Here is an 18,042-nt window from a genome sequence, read left to right on the forward strand (position 1 = left end):
TCGCGCCGCGGGGCCTGTTATTCCGCGATGCCCTCGGGGCGGCCCACCAGCACGAAGCGCAGCGCATCGGGGTCCAGCATCCGGGCCGCCACGCGGGCGACGTCATCGGCGGTCACGGCCTCGACCCGGTCGTTGCGGGTCTCGATATAGTCGGGCGGAAAGCCCATCAGCTGCATCCCCGCCATGATGGAGGCGATCCGCGCGTTCCCGTCGAAGCGCAGCGGGTATTCCCCCGTCAGATAGGTCTTGGCGTCGTTCAGTTCGGCATCGGTGACGCCGCCTTCGGCCATGCGGGCATATTCGGCGCGGATCAGGTCGATCGCCTGCGCTGTGGTGGCGTTCGATCCCGCCATGCCGCCGCGCCAGGTATCGCCGAACAGCCCCGGGGCCAGCGCGGTGCCCACGCCATAGGTCAGGCCGCGCTTTTCGCGGACTTCCGTCATCAGCCGCGAACTGAAGCCCCCGCCGCCCAGGATGTGGTTCGCGACATAGGCCGCGAAATAGTCAGGATCGTCGATGGCAAGGCCCGGCCCCGCGAAGGACACGACCGTCTGCGGGCTGTCCCAGTCGATGACGGTCGTGCCGCCGGTCAGCTGCAGTTCGGCCTTGTCGGGCAGGGGCGCGGTCGCCTTTTCGGGCAGCCCGCCCAGGATGCGGTCCAGCAGCGGGCCCAGTTCCTCGGGGGTGATGTCGCCCGCGGCGCCCACGACCACGCGGTCGCGCGCCAGAACGCGGTTCTTGGCCTGCACCAGGTCCTGCCGGGTCAGGGCCGCCACGCTTTCGGCCGTCCCGTTGATCGAGGTGCCGTAGGGGTGGTCGCCCCAGGCCTGCGCGGCCATTTCCTTGGCGGCGATGCTGTTGGGATCGGTCGCCTCGGACCGGATGATCGCCTGCACCTGCGACCGCACGCGTTCCACGGCGGTGTCGTCGAAGCGGGGTTCGCGCAGCGCCTGCGCCAGCAGGTCGGCGGCCTGATCGCGGTTTTCCGACAGCGCCTGGAAGCCGATGGACAGCGTGTCGTCGCCCGCATCGAAGGACAGGCGCGCGCCCAGATCCTCGACCGCCTGGGCGAAGGCCGTGGCATCGCGCTGGCCTGCGCCTTCCTCCAGCAGCCCCGTCATCAGGTTGACGGACCCGCGTTTGCCGGGCGCGTCCATGCTGGCGCCACCCTTGAACTGGATGTCTAGCGCGACAAAGGGGATGCTGTCGTCCTGGACCAGCCATGCCTCGATCCCGCCGGGCGAGGTGACCTGCTCGATCTGGGTCGCGGCATGGGCGGGCAGGGCCATCAGCGCCAGAAGCGCGGCGAATGCGGCGCGGATCATTTCTGCACCTCCGGTTCTTCGGGTTTCTCGGGCAGCAGCCAGCCCGTCACATGGCCGGGGCCTTCCAGCACCAGCCGGGCAGCTCCCATCACCTCTTCCTCGGTGACGGAACCCAGGATGTCGGGCCATTCGGACACGTCATCGACGCCCAGGCCCACCGACAGGCCCTGCCCGTAATCGTAGGCGCGCCCATGCGCGCTGTCGCGGGCATAGACCTGCGCCGCGCGGATGCGGGTCTTCACCCGGTCCAGATCGGCGGGATCGATGCCGTCCTTCAGGAACCTGGCCAGCGCTGCGTCCAGATCGGCCTCGGCCTTCTGGGGGTCCTGGCCGTCCGCGGGCACCATCGAGATGGTGAACTCCGTGTCGTCCAGCGACAGCCCGTCGTAATTCGCGCCCACCCACAGCGCCTTGCCCGACAACATCAGCTCGCGCGCCAGGAACGAGGTCTGGGTCGAGCCGCCCAGCAGTTCCGACAGCACGGTCAGGGCCGCTGCCTGACGCTGATCGCCGGGATCGCGTTCGGGCGCCAGGATCGCACGGCTGAAGCGCGGCTGGGCCACGCGCGGGTCCGACATGGTCACGCGGCGGTCGGTCAGCTTCTGCGGTTCCTGCGGACGCAGCCGGGGCGCGTCTTCCGCCGAGGCGGGCACCGGCCCGTAATATTCCTCGGCCAGTTCGCGGGCGCGTTCGGGGGTGACGTCGCCCGCGATGACCAGCACGGCCTCGTTCGGGGCGTAATGGTCGTCATACCAGGCATTGGCGTCGTCCAGGGTCAGGGCCGACACCTCGTCCCGCCAGCCGATGATGGGGCGGCCATAGGGGTGGTTGTCGTAGACGACCGCGTTCATCTGTTCGCGGAACAGCGCCTCGGGGTCGCTGTCCACGCGTTGCGCGCGTTCCTCCAGCACGACCTGGCGTTCCGCCTTCCAGTCGTCGTCCGAAATCGACAGGTTCTGCATCCTGTCCGATTCCATCTCCATGATCAGGGGCAGGCGGTCGCTGGCGATACGCTGGAAATAGGCGGTGAAATCCCACGAGGTGAAGGCGTTGTCGCTGCCTCCGTTCGCGGTGACGGTCTTGGACAATTCGCCGGGGGCCAGCTTGTCGGTGCCCTTGAACATCAGATGTTCAAGATAATGGGCGATGCCCGACTTGCCCGGCATCTCGTCGGCGGCGCCGATCTTGTACCAGACCATCTGGACGACGACCGGGGCGCGATCATCGGGGATGACCACGGTTTCCAACCCGTTCGGAAGGGTGAAATGGGTGATGTCATCGGGCTCTGCCACGGGGGCGGCGACCTGGGCCTGCGGCTGATCGGGGGCCTGCGGCCGATCGGGCGCGGGATCCTGCGCGGCGGCGATGACGGGGGACAGCGTCAGCGCGGCCAGCAGGGCTGCGATGACGGGTCGGGGGCTGTGTGCCAAGCAACGCATCGGTGGTGCGACCTCCTCTTGCTGCGGGGAACTTGGCCCGCCGAAGGTCGGTCGCGCAAGCCACCCTCGCGCGAATGTGCGAGGGGGCGTCGCGTCAGGGCGCGGTCGAGGTGATCGCGCCTGCCCGCTGCCAGCGGAGCTGTTCGGCCTCGGCATCCAGCGAAACGTCGTCATAGGCGCGCTGATAGACCGAGGAACCCAGCATCCGTTCGAAGAAGCTGCGGCCGTTGCGTTCACGCCAGCGCGCGTCCTTTTGGGCCAGATCCTCGCGGATGGCGGGGTCGCTGCCCTGGCGCGCGGCATGGGCGACCAATGCCTGATCGCTTGCGGCGATGCCCTGATCGGCCAGCCGCGACGGATCGCCGCCCAGCACCGCGACGGCGTCGCCCCTGGGGGTGGGGTCGGTGATGTTGGCACCGCCCGGCGTCGGCTGGGGCAGGACGGCCAGATCGGGGGGCATCGACAGCGACTTGGTCGGCAGGATGCCGAATTCGTCCGGGCCGGACTGCACCTTGCGGAAGTTGTTCAGCTGCGATCCGCCCGCGCAGGCGGTCAGCGCCGTCATCGCGGCAAGTCCCAAGATCAGCGACGCCTTGCGCATCTGGTGCATCCTTCTGGCCGTTTGGCCCGTTCTAGCGGGATTTCCCGCTGCCGTCACGCGTCGGTTTCGCAGGCTTTTTCGCCGCGCTGCGGAACAGGTCGCCCTGCCGCGGTTCGGGACGGAAATCGTCCACAGCGGTCATGGGGGCCGGCTTGGCAGCGGGCTTGGCGGGGGCTTTGATGGCGGCCTTGGCGGGGCGCGCGGGCTTCGGCTTGGGCTTGGGGGCGTCCTGCGCAGGTTTCTGCGGCAGCAGGACCAGCCCGATCGCACCCGCGAAGATCGCGATGTCGGCCACGTTGAAGCTGTAGGGGTTCTGCCAGCCGGGCAGCGACATGTTCAGAAAATCGGCCACCGCGCCATAGGCGATGCGGTCGATCACGTTCCCGAGCGCGCCGCCGATCAGCAGGCCCGCAGACACCTGGGCCAGCCGCCCCAACCGCGCGCGCCAGACCCAGATCCACACCCACAGGCAGATCGCGACGGCCACGCCCACCAGGACCCACCGCATGGTGGACTGGCTGGAGGCGAACAGCCCGAAATTCACCCCCTGGTTCCATGCCATGCGCAGGTTCAGCCATGGCGGCAGCAGGTCGTATTCGCGGATGCGGTCCAGGTTCAGGACATGGACCACCCAGTATTTCAGCGCCTGATCGATCAGGAAGATGGCCGAGGCGACCCATACGACAAGGCGCATGGGCCGATCCGGATTGCCGCCCGAACCGGCGGCCCCCTGACGCGGCGCGGCCATCAGTGGCGGAAATGCCGCTGGCCGGTGAAGACCATGGCAAGGCCACGACGGTTTGCAGCCTCGATCACCTCGGCGTCGCGCATGGACCCGCCGGGCTGGATGACCGCGCGGGCGCCCGCCTCGGCCAGGGCCTCGATGCCGTCGGCGAAGGGGAAGAACGCGTCCGATGCGACGGCCGCGCCATTGGTCAGCGGCTGCGACAGGCCCAGCACCTCGGCCATGTCCTCGGATTTGCGGCGACCGATGCGGGTGCTGTCCACGCGGCTCATCTGGCCTGCGCCGACGCCCACGGTGGCGCGGTCCTTGGCATAGACGATGGCGTTCGATTTCACGTGCTTGGCGACGGTCCAGGCAAACAGCAGGTCGGCCAGTTCCGCCTCGGAGGGCTGACGCTCGGTCACGATCTTCAGGTCGGACATGGTGACGTGACCGTTGTCGCGGCCCTGGACCAGGAAGCCGCCCGCGACCTGGCGGAAGGCGGTGCCGGCCGCGCGGATGTCGGGCAGGCCGCCCGTGGTCAGCAGGCGCAGGTTCTTCTTGGCGGCGAAGATGCGCTTGGCGTCCTCGTCGGCATCGGGTGCGATGACGACCTCGGTGAAGATGCCCGCGATCTCTTCGGCCGTGGCGCCGTCCAGCGTGCCGTTCAACGCGATGATGCCGCCGAAGGCCGAAGTGCGGTCGCAGTCGAAGGCCCGCTTGTAGGCTTCGAGCGCGGTCGCCCCGCGGGCCACGCCGCAGGGGTTGGCGTGCTTGATGATCGCGCAGGCCGGACCCTCGGCGGGATCGAACTCGGCCACCAGCTCGAACGCGGCATCGGTGTCGTTGATGTTGTTGTAGGACAGCTCCTTGCCCTGCCACTGCTTCGCGGTGGCCACGCCCGGACGTTCCTCGCCGGTGACGTAGAAGGCGGCGGACTGGTGCGGGTTCTCGCCATAGCGGAGCCCCTGGGCCAGCGTGCCCGCGAAGGCGCGGCGGCGGGGCTGTTCCTCGCCGATGGCGCCGGCCATCCAGGTGCTGACGGCGGCATCGTAGGCCGCGGTGCGGGCATAGGCGATCTGGGCCTGGCGCTGGCGGAAGGGCAGGGTGGTCGCGCCGTCATTCGCGTCCAGCTCGGCCAGCAGCGCGTCATAGTCCTGCACGTCCACGATGGTCGTGACGAAGCCGTGGTTCTTGGCGGCGGCGCGGATCATCGCGGGGCCGCCGATATCGATGTTCTCGATGCAGTCGTCGTATTCCGCGCCCTTCGCGACCGTCTCCTCGAACGGATAGAGGTTCACGACCAGCAGGTCGATGCCGCCGATGCCGTGTTCCTCCATCGCCGCAACGTGGTCGGCATTGTCGCGCAGCGCCAGCAGGCCGCCATGGACCTTGGGGTGCAGCGTCTTGACGCGGCCGTCCATCATCTCCGGGAAACCGGTGACATCGGCCACGTCGGTCACGGTGACGCCCGCCTCGCGGATCGCCTTGGCGCTGCCGCCGGTGGACAGGATCTGGACCCCCCGTGCCTCCAACGCCTTGGCGAAATCGATCAGCCCGGTCTTGTCGGAGACCGAGATAAGCGCGCGTTTCAGGGCCTGACGGGATTCGGCGGGACGGGTCATGGCAGCCTCATGTCTGGATGTGCCGCCCAGTTACCGAAGCCCGCGCCGAAGGTCCAGCATCCTGACCGCCTCAGGCAGGCTTTCGCAGAAGCGCCATGTAGAAACCGTCCATTCCGCCGCGATCCGCCCAGTGATCGGGCCGCAGGCGCAGGCCGCCCTCGTCCGTGATCCAGGCGGGATCGATGCCCGGCAGGTCCGGGCGTTCGACGGTCAGGCCGGGATGGCGGGCCAGCGCCTCGTCGACCTGGACCTCGCCCTCGTCGGGGATCAGCGAACAGGTCGCGAAGACCAGCCGCCCGCCGGGACGCAGGATGGACAGCGCATGGTCGATCATCGCGGCCTGCAGCTCGATCAGTTCGGCGATGCCGTGGCCGTCGCGGATGAAGGGCATGTCGGGATGGCGCCGGATCGTGCCCGTCGCGCTGCAGGGCGCATCCAGCAGCACCGCGTCCAGGGGCGCATCGGGGCGCCATTCCAGCGCATCGGCGGTGACGACCGTGGCCGTCAGCCCGCAGCGTTCCAGGTTCTGATGCAGACGCTTCAGGCGGTATTCGTTCACGTCCACCGCGACAACCTGCGCCCCGCTGGCCGCGATCTGCATGGTCTTGCCGCCCGGTGCCGCGCAGAGATCCGCGACTGTTTCGCCCTGTTGCGGCGCCAGAAGACGCACCGGCAGGGCTGCGGCCGCATCCTGCACCCACCACTCGCCCGCATCGAAGCCCGGCAGGGTGGACACCTGCGCCGGACCCGCCACGCGCCACGATCCGGTGGGCAGGGGTTCCGCGCCCTCGAAGGGCTGGGCGCCGGGTTTCGGCGTGATGTCCAAGGGTGCGCCCGCTTGGTGCGCGGCCTCGATCGCGGTCAGCGTGTCCGCGTCATAGGCCATCGACAGCGGCTCGCGCAGCCATTCCGGCAGTTCCTGCGGCGGCAGGTCGGTCCAGCCCTGGTATGCACCCGCCTTGCGCAGCACGGCATTGACCATGCCCGCGGCGGATTGGCCGCGCTTGCCCAGGGTGCGGGTCAGATCGACCGCGGCGCCGACGACGCCATGCGCGGGTGCGCCCAGTTCCAGCATTTCCACCACGGCCAGGCGCAGCACGTCCATGACCTGGGGGGCGGGCTTGCGCGCGACCAGCCCGGCGATCACGCGATCGGCCCGGCCCTGGTGGCGCAGCGTCTCGGCCGCAAGCCTTGCGGCGCGGGCCTGTTCGGCCACCGGCAGCTTCGACAGCCTGCCCTGTTGGTCGGCAAGGCTGCGCCCGTCGCGCACGCCCTGGATCAATTGCAATGCGCCCTTCCGCGCCATGTCGCCGCCCGGCTTTGCCAAAACGCTTCCCTTCGCCTAGATATTCCTGAAGACTGAAACAGGACACATACGCCCATTCGGGGGATCTTTCCATGAGCGATGAACGCAGCATCACCGATAGGCATGCCGACCTGCCGCCCGCCGCGCAGCGCGCCCTGGCCGAGGCCGAGGAACGCCGCAAGGCGCGGGGCGAACTGGAGCTGCCGGTCGAATATGGCGGTCGCGACGGCCCCGAGGCCGTGCGCTTCGGCGATTACGAGAAGAACGGCCTGGCGGTGGATTTCTGAATGGATTGGCTGAAGGCCTCGGCGGTTCGGCAGGGCCGCGCGATCATGGCGGGTCTTCTGGACCCGATCGACCAGACCGAGGCCTATCTGGCCGCCGCGAAATCGCATCCCGATTGCGACCGGATCTATGCCCGGCTGACCGCGGCCCGCGCCCGGTCCGAGGCCGTCGCCGCCCATGACCGTGCCAAGCAGGAACGCCGCCACAGCCTGCTGGACGGGGTGGCGATCAGCTGGAAGGACAATATCGACAGCGGCGGCACCAGGACCGAGGCCGGATCGAAGCTGCTGGACGGTCGCGTTCCGCGCAAGGACGCCAACATCCTGGCCCGCGCGTCGCGTCGCGGCACGGTGTGCCTGGGCAAGACCCACATGACCGAACTGGCCTTCAGCGGGCTGGGCCTGAACCCGATCACCGCCACCCCTCCCAATGCGCTGGATCCGGCGCTGGCACCGGGCGGGTCGTCATCGGGGGCGGCGGTGTCCGTCGCGCTGGGTCTGGCCGCGGCGGCCATCGGAACGGACACGGGCGGCTCGATTCGCGTGCCCGCCGCGTGGAACGGGCTGGTGGGGTTCAAGCCGACGCATGGCGCGCTGCCCGAAAAGGGGGTCGTTCCGCTGTGCCGCCGCTTCGACATCGCGGGCCCCATCGCCCGCACGGTCGAGGATTGCGCCGAGATCTTCGCGCTGCTGGCCGATCAGCCCGCCGCCGACCTGAACGAATCGTCGGTCGCGGGGCTGCGTTTCCTCGTGCTGGAAGGGCTGCCCTTCGACGATATCGAGACCGGGCCCGAAACGGCTTTCCAGCAGGCGGTGGACCGGCTGGGCCGCGCGGGGGCCTGCATCGCCCATGCCTCCAGCGATTGGGTGGATCGCGCGATGGCGCTGTCCCCGCAGGTCTTCGCCCCCGAGGGCTATGGCATCTGGCACGCCCAGATCGAGGATGCGCCCGAACTCATGTGGAAGCCCATCCTCGATCGCTTCCGCGGCGGCAAGGAGACCAGCGGCCCCGAATATGTCGCCGCATGGGAGGCCCTGACCCGCATTCGCCGCAAGTGGATCAAGGAGGTCGTGGGCGGATACGACGCGGTGCTGGTGCCGACGGTCCCGATTCTGCCCCCCGATGCGGATCGCCTGATGAAGGACGAGGCCGAGTTCGTGCGCGCCAACCTTCTGACGCTGCGCAACACCCGGATCGCGAACCTTCTGGGCCTGCCCGCGGTGACCCTGCCCGCCGGTCTGCCCGGCTGCGGGATTTCGCTGCTGGGCCATGCGGGCCGCGACCGGCACCTGCTGCGCGTTGCGGCGGCAGCGGAAGCGGCGCTTGCCGGCTGAGAATGGGGTCCGTGCTGGACGCAAGACCCATCTCACGCTAATGTTTGTGCCAAGGTAACGGGGCGGAGACCCCGGAAAGCGAGGCACAGATGGCATTCCCCGAGCGGTTCTCGAACCTGCCGGAATACGCGTTTCCGCGCCTGCGGGCGCTGCTTTCGGATGTCGCACCGGGGCTTGCCCCGGGCGAATCCCCGCAGATTCTGACCATTGGCGAACCCCGCCATCCCATGCCGCCCTTCCTGGCCGACGTGCTGTCGGCCAATCTGCAGGGCTTTGCGAAATATCCCGTGAACGAAGGTTCGGCCGATCTGCTGGGCGCGATCTCGGGGTGGCTGGGGCGCAGGCACGATCTGGATGTCGCCCCCGACCGCATCATGGCGCTGAGCGGCACGCGCGAGGGGCTGTTCAACGCAGCCCTGGCACTGTGTCCCGAGACGAAGAACGGGCAGCGTCCGGCGGTCCTGATCCCGAACCCGTTCTATCAGGTCTATGCGGTGGCGGCGGCGGCGGTGAATGCCGAACCGGTCTTCGTGGCGGCCACGCTCGAAACCGGGAACCTGCCCGATTACGCGGGGCTGGACGCGGCGCTTCTGGACCGCACGGCCATCGCCTATCTGTGTTCGCCGGCGAACCCGCAGGGGGCCGTCGCGGATGTCGAATATCTGCAGACCGTGATCGCGCTGGCCGAAAAGCACGATTTCCTGGTCTTCGCCGACGAATGCTATTCCGAGATCTGGCGCGATGCGCCCCCGCCGGGCGCGCTGAAGGTTGCGACCGAGATGGGGCTGGCCGACCGGGTCGTCATGTTCAATTCGCTGTCCAAGCGGTCGAACCTGCCGGGGCTGCGTTCGGGCTTTGCCGCCGGCGGCCCCGAACAACTGCGCCAGATGCGCAGGCTTCGCAGCTATGCCGGTGCGCCGCTGCCGCTGCCGCTGCAGGCCGTCAGCGTCGCGGCCTGGTCGGACGAGGGGCACGTGCAGGACAGCCTGCGCATGTACCAGGCCAAATACGCCATCGCCGACCGCGTGCTGGGCCATGTGCCGGGCTATGCCTCGCCCCAGGGCGGGTTCTTCCTGTGGCTGCCGGTCGATGACGGAGAGGCCGCCGCGCGGCTCTTGTGGGAACAGGCGGGGATCCAGGTGCTTCCGGGCGCCTATCTTGCGCGCGAGGTCGATGGGTTCAATCCGGGGCGGGGCTTCGTGCGCGTGGCGCTGGTCGCCCCCGAGGCCGAGACCGAGGCCGCGTTGGGGCGACTGGCATCGGTTCTCTATGACAAGACGACGGGGAGGGGCTGAGGACATGGCAAGCTGGCAGGCAGGAAAACGGGACCCCCTGTTCGATCAATCCACGCAGGCGGCACTGGAACGCCGGGGCAAGGAATTGCTGGGGGGCGTGCTGATCATCCTCGGGATCGTGATCTCGATGATGCTGGGCAGCTGGTCGGCCGACGATCCCAGCTTCCTGTCGGCGACCGATGCGCCCGCGCAGAACATGCTGGGCAGCTTCGGCGCCTATGTCGCGTCGCCGCTGATGATGATCGCCGGCAAGGGCGCATGGGTGCTGGTCGTCGCGGCCATCGTCTGGGGCCTGCGCCTGATGCTGCACAAGGGCGAGGACCGGGCCATGCGCGCGGTCTTCACGCCCATCGCGGTGGCGCTGGTGTCGATCCATGCCGCCACGCTGGTTCCGGGGCCGGAATGGCAGCAGAATTACGGGCTGGGCGGCCATTTCGGCGACATGGCCATGGGGGCCGTGCTGAACATCCTGCCGATGAAGGCCCAGATCGGCATCCGTTTCGCGGGGCTTCTGATCGCGCTGGGCGTCGTGGCGGTCATGGCCTTCGTGCTGGGCTTCGACCGGGCCGAGCTGCGCGCGATGTGGCAGCGATTCCTGATCGGACTTGCGACGGCGCTGCAGGTGACGCTGCGCGGCATCGATGCAGGCGCGGCACTGATCCGTCGCCTGCGCGAGCGGCGCGCCGCTGCCGCCACAGCGCCCGCGCCGAAGCGTTCCGAACCCGCCCCCGCCCGTCGCGCGGCCCCCGCCTTCGAGCTGGAGGAGGAGATGCCCGAGCCCGAGCTGATCGAGCGCGAGAGCGACTGGGAGGGCGAGGCCCCCGACGACGAGGAGCTGAAGGGCCGCATCAGCGACGCGATCCGCAGCCGCGAATCCAAGCCATCGGTCCTGGCGGCGGTCACCTCGCGATTGGCCCGCGATGGCGTTCCCCCGGTCGATGCGCCGCATGACGAGGTGTTCGACATCGCGCCCGAGCCTGAGCCCGCACCCGCCCCCGCCCCCGCCCCCAGGGCGGCGGCCCCCCGCAAGGCGGCCCCCGCGCCCCTGGTGCTGCAGGGTGGCACGCCGGGTTACGAACGCCCGCCGCTGGCGCTGCTGTCGGCCCCCGTTCCGGGCGAGGAGGAGCAGATCCCCCAGGAACAGTTGATGGAGAATGCCCGCACGCTGGAAGCCGTGCTGGACGATTACGGCGTGAAGGGCCAGATCACCGAGGTGCGTCCGGGTCCGGTCGTGACGCTCTATGAACTGGAACCGGCACCGGGCCTGAAGGCCAGCCGCGTGATCGGCCTGGCCGACGACATCGCGCGGTCGATGTCAGCGCTATCGGCGCGGGTCAGCACCGTTCCCGGCCGCAGCGTGATCGGGATCGAACTGCCCAATGTCCGGCGCGAGAAGGTCCTTCTGCGAGAGATCCTGGCCAGCCGTGCCTTCGGCGACGGCACCCAGCCGCTGCCCCTGGCACTGGGCAAGGATATCGGCGGCGACCCGATCGTGGCCAACCTTGCCAAGATGCCCCACCTGCTGATCGCGGGGACCACGGGTTCGGGCAAGTCCGTGGCGATCAACACCATGATCCTGTCGCTTCTCTACAAGCTGACGCCCGAGGAATGCCGCCTCATCATGATCGACCCCAAGATGCTGGAACTGTCCGTCTATGACGGCATCCCGCATCTGCTGTCCCCGGTCGTCACCGACCCCAAGAAGGCCGTCGTCGCGCTGAAATGGGTCGTGGGCGAGATGGAGGACCGTTACCGCAAGATGTCCAAGATGGGCGTGCGCAACATCGAGGGCTATAACGGCCGCGTCCGCGAGGCGCTGTCCAAGGGCGAGATGTTCAAGCGCACCGTCCAGACCGGCTTTGACGAGGATACGGGCGACGCCATCTGGGAAACCGAGGAATTCCAGCCCGAGACCTTCCCCTATATCGTCGTGATCGTCGACGAGATGGCCGACCTGATGATGGTCGCGGGCAAGGAGATCGAGGCCTGCATCCAGCGCCTGGCGCAGATGGCGCGGGCATCGGGCATCCACCTGATCATGGCCACGCAGCGCCCCTCGGTCGATGTCATCACCGGCACGATCAAGGCGAACTTCCCCACCCGGATCAGTTTCCAGGTGACCTCCAAGATCGACAGCCGCACCATCCTGGGCGAACAGGGGGCCGAGCAGCTGCTGGGCCAGGGCGACATGCTCTACATGGGCAACGGCGCGCGGATCACGCGTATCCACGGCCCCTTCTGCAGCGACGAAGAGGTCGAGGAGGTGGTGACCCACCTGAAATCCTTCGGGCCGCCCGACTACAAGTCCGGCGTGGTCGAGGGACCCGAGGATGACAAGGCCGACAATATCGATGCGGTGCTGGGCCTTGGCGGCGGCGACAACGGCGACGACGCGCTCTATGATCAGGCGGTGGCGATCGTGGCGCGGGATCGCAAATGCTCGACCAGCTACATCCAGCGCAAGCTGGCCATCGGCTACAACAAGGCCGCGCGTCTTGTCGAACAGATGGAGGAGCAGGGCGTCGTCAGCTCGGCCAACCATGTCGGCAAGCGCGAGGTGCTGGTTCCCGAGGCCTGAGCCATGATCTGGCGCGGGCCCGGTGCTGGGGGTATATGGCGGGCATGACGATCTGGCACATCCACATGCTGAACGCGCGAAACGCGCTGACGCCCATCATGGCCGAAACCCGCGCGACCGCCCGAGAGGCCGTCGCCCTGGCCGAGGCCCATATCGACCTGCCGCGATTCGACTTGGTCCTGCGCGCATCCGAGACCCCCATCCCCGATGGCGGGCTTCTGGCGCGCAATTCGCAGCCCGGCGTGATCGACCTGACGCTGACGCCCGACCGGGTGACGGCGCAGGATCTGCGCCGCATCCTGATGCGGGAACTGCACCATGTCGCGCGTTGGGCGGGTCCGGGTTACGGTCGCTCCTTGGGCGAGGTTCTGGTCAGCGAGGGTCTGGCCGGGCATTTCGCGCATCAGGTCCTGGGCGGCCCGGTCGATCCGCGCGATGCGGCCCGTCCTGCCGGCGGATCGCTGCGGCAGGCGGCGAACATCTGGTCGCGTCACGATTTCAGCTTCGACGAATGGTTCCTCGGGCGCGGGAAGATCCGCAAGGGAACGGGCTGGGCCATCGCGCATCGCCTGATCGCCCAGCACCTGTCCGAGGAAGGCCCCGCCGAACACGCCGCGCTGCTGGCGATGCGGGCCGATGCCTTCCGCCCCGCCCTGCGGCGCCTGATGGCCGTCGAGGGCGTCGAGGAGCCGGAGGACCCCGAGGATCAGGCGACGGCCGCGGACGACAAGCCCGCGGATTGAACCCTCAGCGCCGCCGGAAGGCCAGGGCGGCGCCGATCACCGTGCCCATCAGCGCACCGCCCAGATGCGCCTCCCATGCGATCTGGGGCATCAGCAGGGTCAACCCGATGTTCAGCGCAAGGATCATGCCGACGGATCGCAGCAGCGGCGTCATCGACCGCCCCCGCAGACGCAGGTTGATCGCGGCATAGCCGACCAGCGTGCCCGCCAGCCCGAAGACCGCCCCCGAGGCCCCGATCATCGGCCCGCCCGTGGGCAGCATGGCCGCGAATGCCACCCCGCCCGCGATCTGCGACAGCACGTAGGACAGCGCCATCGCTCGTGCGCCGATCATGCGGTTCAGTTCCCGCGCGATGGCCGCAAGCGAGATCATGTTCATCGCCAGGTGCAGCAGCCCCGCATGGAGGAACCCGTAGGTGACGAACATCGCCACGCCCTGCGCCGGATAGATCCCGGTCGCGCCCCACATCAGCGGCGACCAGAAGCCGCCCAGCAGCGACGAGGTCACACGCCCCTGCGCAAAACCCAGGACGGGTGCGGCCATCAGCAGCAGCTCGACCGCGCAGCAGACCAGGATGACCGCCTTGGTCCAGCCGGGCAGATGCGGCGGGGCCAGCCTTGGGGCGGAAACGCGCGGGACGTCAGTCATCGGCGCGGATCTGGCGGGCTTCGTCGATCAGCATGATCGGAATGCCCGAGCGGATGGGAAAGGCCAGCCCCGCCGCGCGGGACACCAGTTCCTGCCGGTCGGCGTCATAGGACAGGGGGCCATGGGTCACGGGGCAGACGAGCGCCTCGAGCATGTGGCGGTCGAAACCTGGGGTCTCGCTCATTGCAGTGGTTCCTCGGTATCGCCGCCATGCAGCGCGAATTCGATGAGGCCGACCAGCAATTCGCGCCGGTCGGCAAGGGTGGGGGATTCCAGCAGCGCCTGCTTGTCGCCATGCCCGAAGGGCAGCATCATCGAGAGCGAGTTGATCAGCATCTCGTCCTCGGCCTTGGCGGCGGCTTCCCAATCGGTGGACAGGCCCTCGGATTCCATGAAGCGCGACAGAAGCGGGAACAGCGCGTCCCGGTCGAGGCCCGGATCGCGTTCGCTGCCCGAACGGTCGCGCCCGAAGCTGGACCAGTCGATGCGGCCGCGAAGATAGGGGGCGAAGCCCTCCTCGGCCTCGGACAGGCGAAAGCGCGACACGGCCTGCAGCGTGATCATCAGCCGCCCGTCGTCGTTCTCCTGGAAGGCGACGACGCGCCCCGCGCAGCCGATGGTGGCCAGGCCGTCGCCCTCGGGCTGGATCATCCCGATCAGGCGGTGCTCGGTCCTGAACGCGTCCTCGATCATCTGAAGATAGCGTGGCTCGAAGATGTGCAGCGGCAGGCGCGCACGCGGCATCAGCACCGCCCCCGGAAGCGGGAACAGCGGCACGCGATCGGGCAAGTCGAAATGCAGGGTCATCGACGGCCCTCCGGGATCACGCGAAGATCAGCGAGGACAGGCGGCGGCGGCCCTTCTGGCCGACGGGATCGCCGGGCTTGAGGCTGTCGAAGATGGTCAGCAGCTGCGCCTTGGCCGCGCCGTCGTTCCATTCGCGGTCGCGGCGGAAGCTGTCCAGAAGCACGTCCACGGCCTCTTCGATCCGGCCCGCGGCATGCAGCGCGCGGGCCAGGTCCAGCCGCGCCTGCTGATCGGCGGGGTCCGCATCGACGCGCGACTGCAGATCGGCCAGCGGGCCTGCATCCTCGGCCTGGCGCGCCAGTTCCAGCTGGGCGCGGGCGGCCTCGACCGGGCCGCTGCCGGCGATGGGCTGGGGCACCTGCGACAGGGTCGCGGATGCGGCGGCGGCGTCGCCCGCGCCAAGCTGCGCGCGGATCAGGCCGCTCCATGCCTCGGGGCTGTCGGGCAGTTCGCCGATGATGGCGGTGAAGGTCTCGGCCGCATCGGCGAATTCGCCGTTCTCCAGCATCTCGTCGGCGGCGGCGATGGCATCGGCCAGCCCGCCGTCATCGCCGCCCATCGCGACGACCTTGTCGATGAACTGCTTGATCTGGCTGGCGGGCAGGGCGCCCTGGAACGCATCGACGGGGCGGCCCTGGAAGAAGGCATAGACGGTCGGCAGCGACTGCACCTGCAGCTGGCCCGCGATCATCTGGTTCTCGTCCACGTTGACCTTGGCCATGCGGACACGGCCCTTGTGCTTGGCCACCTCGGCCTCCAGCGCGGGGCCGAGCGTCTTGCAGGGGCCGCACCAGGGGGCCCAGAAATCCACGATGACGGGGACCTGCATCGAGGCCTCGACGACCTCGGCCATGAAGTCGGCCTCGGTCACGTCCTTGATGAAATCGCCGGTGTTCGGCGCGTCCTGCGGTCCGTCGAAAAGAATGGTCATGGGGTCCCCGGTCTTCGGTGCCTGTTTCTGGCGTCAATATGGGACTTCGAACGCGCGAACGAAAGGGCGGATGCCGCCCTTGCCGGGGTCACAGGTCGAAGGTCGCGAAGACGGGAACGTGATCGCTTGGTTGTTCCCAGCCGCGCACGGGGCGCAGCACGCGGCTGGAATGGGCCGCGTTGGAAATGTCGGGGCTAGCCCAGATGTGATCCAGCCTGCGCCCCTTGTCGGCCGCATCCCAGTCCTTGGCGCGATAGGACCACCAGGAATAGAGCTGCCCCGTCGGGATGTCCTGGCGCGTGATGTCCACCCATTTGCCCGCATCCTGCGCGGCCTGAAGATGCTCGACCTCGATGGGGGTGTGGCTCACGACCTTCAGCAGATGCTTGTGCGACCAGACGTCGTCTTCGCGCGGGGCGATGTTGAAATCGCCGACCATGATCGACTTCGCGGGATTGTCGGCGTGGAACACGTCGCGCATCTCGGTCAGGAAATCCAGCTTCTGGCCGAATTTCACGTTCACCTCGCGGTCGGGGACGTCGCCGCCCGCGGGGATGTACATGTTGTGGATGGTGACGCCGTTCTCCATCCGCGCGGCGACATGGCGGGCATGGCCCATCCCGGCGTAATCGCGGTCGCCCGCATCCTCCAGCGGCAGGCGCGACAGGATCGCCACGCCGTTATAGCCCTTCTGCCCCCGCGCCACGATATGGCGATAGCCCAGTTCCGCAAAGGCGGTCAGGGGGATCTTCTCGACCGGGGACTTGCATTCCTGCAGGCAGAGAACGTCCGGCGCCTCCTCGGACAGAAGGCGTGCGACCAGTCCCTCGCGCAGGCGGACCGAGTTGATGTTCCAGGTGGCGATGGTGAACATGGGGCGTCTCCGTTTTGCGGGCAGACCCTAGCGGCGGCCCGCCCCCCTGTCGAGCGGCTGCCACGGCAAGCTTGCCATATGCCGGGGCTGGTCTATGCATGTCCCAAAAATTGACGTGAACAGCGGAGGGACGCGATGAAACTGACCATCGACGAGGCCCTGGGGCGCGGCGGCATAGGCCCGTTCCAATGGCGGCTTCTGGGAATATTCGGCCTGGTCTGGGCCGCCGATGCGATGCAGGTCATCGCCGTGGGCTTCGCGGCCCCTTCCGTCGCGGCGACCTTCGGGATCGAACGGGTGACCGCATTCCAGATCGGGACGGTGTTCTTCCTGGGCATGTTCGTGGGCGCGTTCCTGTTCGGGCGCGTGGCCGACCGCGTGGGGCGCCGTTGGGTGCTGATCGGCACCGTGGCGATGGATGCGATCTTCGGGCTGGCCTCGGTCATGGCGGGGGATTTCACGCTGCTGCTGGTGCTGCGCTTCCTGACCGGGATCGCCGTGGGCGGCACGCTGCCCGTCGATTACGCGATGATGGCCGAATTCCTGCCGCCCCGGAACCGCGGCCGCTGGCTGGTCTGGCTGGAGGGGTTCTGGGCCATCGGCACGCTGGTCGTGGCCCTGACCGCCTGGCTGGCCGTCACCCTGGGGGCCGAGGCGCCGTGGCGCTGGATCTTCTTGATCGCCGCGCTGCCCGCGCTGATCGGCTTCGTCCTGCGGATGTGGGTGCCGGAATCGCCCATGTACCTGGTTCGCAAGGGGCGCCAGGCCGAGGCGCGCGCCGTCATCGACCGCGTGCTGCGCGTGAACGGCGCCGATCCCCTGCCGGCCGAGGCGCATCTGGTCGCGGCCACCGTGCCTGCCGGGGCCGCGAAATCCATCCTGTCCGAGCCCCTGCGCCGCGCGACCATCGCGGTGCTGGCGGTCTGGTTCCTCGTGTCGCTGTCCTATTACGGGGTCTTCATCTGGGTGCCCGCGCAGCTGGCCGCCGAGGGCTTCGGCTTCATCCGGGGATACGGCTTCATCGTCGCGCTGGCGCTGGCCCAGATCCCGGGATACGCGCTGGCCGCCTGGGGGGTCGAGGCCGTGGGCCGTCGTGCCACGCTGATGGGCTTCCTGCTGCTCAGCGCGGCGGCATGCTTCCTGTTCACCCTGTCCAGCGGGGCGGTGATGGTGGCGCTGTCGCTGCTGATCATGTCCTTCGCGCTGCTGGGCAGCTGGGGCGCGCTCTATGCCTTTACGCCGGAACTGTATCCGACGCATCTGCGCGGAACCGGCATGGGCACCGCCAGCGCGATGGCGCGGGCGGGGGGCATCCTGGCGCCCAGCCTGCTGGCGGTCGTCTTCGCCCAGGGGTTCGGCGTCGCCATCGGGGTCTTCGCGGGCCTTCTGGTGCTGGCAGCCGGCGCGCTGCTGGCGGTCCGCACCGATACGCGCGACAGGGCGATCGGCTGATCGCAGGAACCCGCATCCGCCGTGCCGCGCTGTGAAGGCAGCCGGTCGCGGCGGATGCCCGCGACGTTTCAGCA

The 18,042-nt window shown here is 68.8% G+C and carries 17 protein-coding genes; 6 read left to right on the plus strand and 11 right to left on the minus strand.

All coding sequences use genetic code 11. The features are described from left to right. Positions 1-17: 17 nt before the first annotated feature. The 6 genes from KO490_RS06770 to KO490_RS06795 form a co-directional block, all read right to left on the minus strand. Positions 18-1,325 carry a pitrilysin family protein gene (locus KO490_RS06770; RefSeq protein ID WP_216018649.1) on the minus strand — a complete coding sequence of 436 codons (1,308 nt, stop codon included), beginning with the start codon at positions 1,323-1,325 and terminating at the stop codon, positions 18-20. Beyond that, positions 1,322-2,764 (minus strand): pitrilysin family protein, encoded by a 1,443-nt coding sequence (locus tag KO490_RS06775; protein ID WP_216018650.1) that lies wholly within the window; start codon positions 2,762-2,764, stop codon positions 1,322-1,324. The genes KO490_RS06770 and KO490_RS06775 overlap by 4 nt, the downstream gene beginning before the upstream one ends. Before the next feature lie 94 nt (positions 2,765-2,858). Beyond that, positions 2,859-3,365 carry a DUF3035 domain-containing protein gene (locus tag KO490_RS06780; RefSeq protein WP_216018651.1) on the minus strand — a complete coding sequence of 169 codons (507 nt, stop codon included), beginning with the start codon at positions 3,363-3,365 and terminating at the stop codon, positions 2,859-2,861. A gap of 31 nt (positions 3,366-3,396) precedes the next feature. Then, the gene (lspA, locus tag KO490_RS06785) at positions 3,397-4,059 is read right to left on the minus strand and encodes a signal peptidase II (protein WP_216018652.1); all 663 of its coding nucleotides are present in this window, start codon (positions 4,057-4,059) and stop codon (positions 3,397-3,399) included. A gap of 53 nt (positions 4,060-4,112) precedes the next feature. Further along, positions 4,113-5,714, minus strand: coding sequence for a bifunctional phosphoribosylaminoimidazolecarboxamide formyltransferase/IMP cyclohydrolase (gene purH / locus KO490_RS06790; RefSeq protein WP_216018653.1), 1,602 nt, complete (start codon positions 5,712-5,714; stop codon positions 4,113-4,115). A gap of 70 nt (positions 5,715-5,784) precedes the next feature. Continuing rightward, complete coding sequence (locus KO490_RS06795; protein ID WP_216018696.1) at positions 5,785-7,020, minus strand: RsmB/NOP family class I SAM-dependent RNA methyltransferase; 1,236 nt, start codon at positions 7,018-7,020, stop codon at positions 5,785-5,787. Between the two features lie 92 nt (positions 7,021-7,112). Between KO490_RS06795 and KO490_RS06800 the strand changes: the two genes are divergently transcribed. The 5 genes from KO490_RS06800 (at position 7,113) to KO490_RS06820 (ending at position 13,255) form a co-directional block, all read left to right on the plus strand. After that, entirely contained in the window at positions 7,113-7,307 is a 195-nt protein-coding gene (locus KO490_RS06800) for a DUF1674 domain-containing protein (protein WP_216018654.1), read from the plus strand. Continuing rightward, entirely contained in the window at positions 7,308-8,639 is a 1,332-nt protein-coding gene (locus KO490_RS06805; RefSeq protein WP_216018655.1) for an amidase, read from the plus strand. A gap of 89 nt (positions 8,640-8,728) precedes the next feature. Beyond that, a complete protein-coding gene (locus tag KO490_RS06810) occupies positions 8,729-9,934 on the plus strand; it encodes an aminotransferase class I/II-fold pyridoxal phosphate-dependent enzyme (RefSeq protein WP_216018656.1) in 1,206 nt (401 codons plus the stop codon). A 4-nt stretch (positions 9,935-9,938) separates the two neighbouring features. After that, positions 9,939-12,512, plus strand: coding sequence for a DNA translocase FtsK (locus KO490_RS06815; protein ID WP_216018657.1), 2,574 nt, complete (start codon positions 9,939-9,941; stop codon positions 12,510-12,512). A gap of 44 nt (positions 12,513-12,556) precedes the next feature. Beyond that, entirely contained in the window at positions 12,557-13,255 is a 699-nt protein-coding gene (locus tag KO490_RS06820) for a DUF2268 domain-containing putative Zn-dependent protease (protein ID WP_216018658.1), read from the plus strand. A 4-nt stretch (positions 13,256-13,259) separates the two neighbouring features. Here KO490_RS06820 and KO490_RS06825 read toward each other — a convergent pair whose 3' ends face one another. From KO490_RS06825 to KO490_RS06845, 5 genes are all read right to left on the minus strand, one after another. Next, the gene (locus KO490_RS06825; protein WP_216018659.1) at positions 13,260-13,904 is read right to left on the minus strand and encodes a rhomboid family intramembrane serine protease; all 645 of its coding nucleotides are present in this window, start codon (positions 13,902-13,904) and stop codon (positions 13,260-13,262) included. Further along, positions 13,897-14,088 (minus strand): Trm112 family protein, encoded by a 192-nt coding sequence (locus KO490_RS06830; protein WP_216018660.1) that lies wholly within the window; start codon positions 14,086-14,088, stop codon positions 13,897-13,899. Before KO490_RS06830 ends, KO490_RS06825 begins: the two co-directional genes overlap by 8 nt. Further along, a complete protein-coding gene (locus KO490_RS06835) occupies positions 14,085-14,711 on the minus strand; it encodes an LON peptidase substrate-binding domain-containing protein (RefSeq protein WP_216018661.1) in 627 nt (208 codons plus the stop codon). The genes KO490_RS06830 and KO490_RS06835 overlap by 4 nt, the downstream gene beginning before the upstream one ends. 16 nt (positions 14,712-14,727) lie before the next feature. Continuing rightward, the gene (gene trxA, locus KO490_RS06840) at positions 14,728-15,642 is read right to left on the minus strand and encodes a thioredoxin (protein ID WP_216018662.1); all 915 of its coding nucleotides are present in this window, start codon (positions 15,640-15,642) and stop codon (positions 14,728-14,730) included. A gap of 88 nt (positions 15,643-15,730) precedes the next feature. Next, complete coding sequence (locus KO490_RS06845) at positions 15,731-16,516, minus strand: exodeoxyribonuclease III (protein ID WP_216018663.1); 786 nt, start codon at positions 16,514-16,516, stop codon at positions 15,731-15,733. A gap of 135 nt (positions 16,517-16,651) precedes the next feature. Here KO490_RS06845 and KO490_RS06850 point away from each other — a divergent pair, with 135 nt between their 5' ends. Next, positions 16,652-17,968 (plus strand): MFS transporter, encoded by a 1,317-nt coding sequence (locus tag KO490_RS06850; RefSeq protein WP_216018664.1) that lies wholly within the window; start codon positions 16,652-16,654, stop codon positions 17,966-17,968. The last annotated feature ends 74 nt before the right edge of the window (positions 17,969-18,042 follow it).

Source organism: Paracoccus sp. C2R09 (assembly GCF_018860625.1).
Taxonomy (GTDB): Bacteria; Pseudomonadota; Alphaproteobacteria; order Rhodobacterales; family Rhodobacteraceae; genus Paracoccus.

What these genes read in the sequence shown, in the direction of transcription:
- KO490_RS06770 (WP_216018649.1), bottom strand. Translation starts at nt 1,325, where the DNA reads ATGATCCGCGCCGCATTCGCCGCGCTTCTGGCGCTGATGGCCCTGCCC.
- KO490_RS06775 (WP_216018650.1), bottom strand. Translation starts at nt 2,764, where the DNA reads ATGCGTTGCTTGGCACACAGCCCCCGACCCGTCATCGCAGCCCTGCTG.
- KO490_RS06780 (WP_216018651.1), bottom strand. Translation starts at nt 3,365, where the DNA reads ATGCGCAAGGCGTCGCTGATCTTGGGACTTGCCGCGATGACGGCGCTG.
- lspA (WP_216018652.1), bottom strand. Translation starts at nt 4,059, where the DNA reads ATGCGCCTTGTCGTATGGGTCGCCTCGGCCATCTTCCTGATCGATCAG.
- purH (WP_216018653.1), bottom strand. Translation starts at nt 5,714, where the DNA reads ATGACCCGTCCCGCCGAATCCCGTCAGGCCCTGAAACGCGCGCTTATC.
- KO490_RS06795 (WP_216018696.1), bottom strand. Translation starts at nt 7,020, where the DNA reads ATGGCGCGGAAGGGCGCATTGCAATTGATCCAGGGCGTGCGCGACGGG.
- KO490_RS06800 (WP_216018654.1), top strand. Translation starts at nt 7,113, where the DNA reads ATGAGCGATGAACGCAGCATCACCGATAGGCATGCCGACCTGCCGCCC.
- KO490_RS06805 (WP_216018655.1), top strand. Translation starts at nt 7,308, where the DNA reads ATGGATTGGCTGAAGGCCTCGGCGGTTCGGCAGGGCCGCGCGATCATG.
- KO490_RS06810 (WP_216018656.1), top strand. Translation starts at nt 8,729, where the DNA reads ATGGCATTCCCCGAGCGGTTCTCGAACCTGCCGGAATACGCGTTTCCG.
- KO490_RS06815 (WP_216018657.1), top strand. Translation starts at nt 9,939, where the DNA reads ATGGCAAGCTGGCAGGCAGGAAAACGGGACCCCCTGTTCGATCAATCC.
- KO490_RS06820 (WP_216018658.1), top strand. Translation starts at nt 12,557, where the DNA reads ATGACGATCTGGCACATCCACATGCTGAACGCGCGAAACGCGCTGACG.
- KO490_RS06825 (WP_216018659.1), bottom strand. Translation starts at nt 13,904, where the DNA reads ATGACTGACGTCCCGCGCGTTTCCGCCCCAAGGCTGGCCCCGCCGCAT.
- KO490_RS06830 (WP_216018660.1), bottom strand. Translation starts at nt 14,088, where the DNA reads ATGAGCGAGACCCCAGGTTTCGACCGCCACATGCTCGAGGCGCTCGTC.
- KO490_RS06835 (WP_216018661.1), bottom strand. Translation starts at nt 14,711, where the DNA reads ATGACCCTGCATTTCGACTTGCCCGATCGCGTGCCGCTGTTCCCGCTT.
- trxA (WP_216018662.1), bottom strand. Translation starts at nt 15,642, where the DNA reads ATGACCATTCTTTTCGACGGACCGCAGGACGCGCCGAACACCGGCGAT.
- KO490_RS06845 (WP_216018663.1), bottom strand. Translation starts at nt 16,516, where the DNA reads ATGTTCACCATCGCCACCTGGAACATCAACTCGGTCCGCCTGCGCGAG.
- KO490_RS06850 (WP_216018664.1), top strand. Translation starts at nt 16,652, where the DNA reads ATGAAACTGACCATCGACGAGGCCCTGGGGCGCGGCGGCATAGGCCCG.